The organism is Vibrio sp. 03_296 (assembly GCF_002265885.1).
Map to the genome: position 1 here is coordinate 1 of NZ_NPKW01000276.1, position 1,084 is coordinate 1,084.

General features: G+C 47.4%; 1 pseudogene. It reads left to right on the top strand.

The window, feature by feature from the left end:
- Nucleotides 1-1,050: pseudogene (locus CIK04_RS23960) on the top strand (replication initiator protein RctB domain-containing protein); the annotation flags it as partial.
- Between the last annotated feature and the right edge of the window lie 34 nt (nt 1,051-1,084).

Consider the following 1,084-nt stretch of genomic DNA (forward strand, 5'->3'; position numbering starts at 1 on the left):
CTCAAACTCCGGTACGTTTTGAAGAAGGGCTCGCTGGAAAACCATGCTGCATCACTTCGTCAATCCAAATAAATTGATTTCCGTTTTGGGTGCCACCAGCCTTGTCACTGAGAAAGTCAAACAGACCGAAAAAGAGAAGCGTTCTAAGGCACTGGCTCAAACCCAAGTGAATAAGCGGCTATTGAATGAACATGGTTTGAATACACCGCCTGGCATGAAGGATGAAGCGGATCAATTCGTGGTTTCTCCGACCAATTGGGCCGGCATTATTGATCAAGCTTTAGCACCACCAAGAACACGCAAAATTACCAAAAATCGATGGTGATCGATTTCCGGATACACGCGCGGTGATCGAGACACGATCATCGAAAAACATCATGACAGTGGACGATCTCATGACGTTGTTGCGCTGTTTACCTTGACGGTTCAGTACCATGATCACCCACAAAAGAAAGAATATCAAATGGATGCGGCGCACATTCCAAACAAAACGCCGATTGTACATCACCGATATTCTGTCTCTACGTGGTAAAAAAGAGACAGTGGTCCGGCGCGTATTCTATTCGCGACAGCATCGATCGCATCGAATTTACCGATTTCCAACTGCACGAGCTTACTGGTCGTTGGTTAAGTGAAAACATGCCTGAAGGCTTCAAGAGTGATCGTTTCCGCTTCCTCGCACGCACCATTACCGCTTCGGAAGAGGCACCGACTGAGGGCAGTGATGGCGAGATCCGTATCAAACCTAACCTCTACATCTTGGTGTGGGAACCATCGTTTTACGAAGAACTGCTTACTCGCGACTATTTCTTCCTGTTCCCGCCTGAGATCTTGAAACAGCATACCTTGGTGTTTCAACTCTATTCCTATTTCCGGACGCGTATGGCACGCCGTCATACCGACAGCATGCTGCTTAGTGAACTTAACCAAAAATTGGCGCGAAACATTGAATGGCGTCGTTTTTCAATGGATCTGATCCGCGAATTGCGTCGACTGTCAGAAGGGAAGGGGACTGAGGATCTTTTCGTGGTCAATTTGTGGGGTTTCCACCGTTAGGTGGTAACCCCACAAATTGACCACGAAA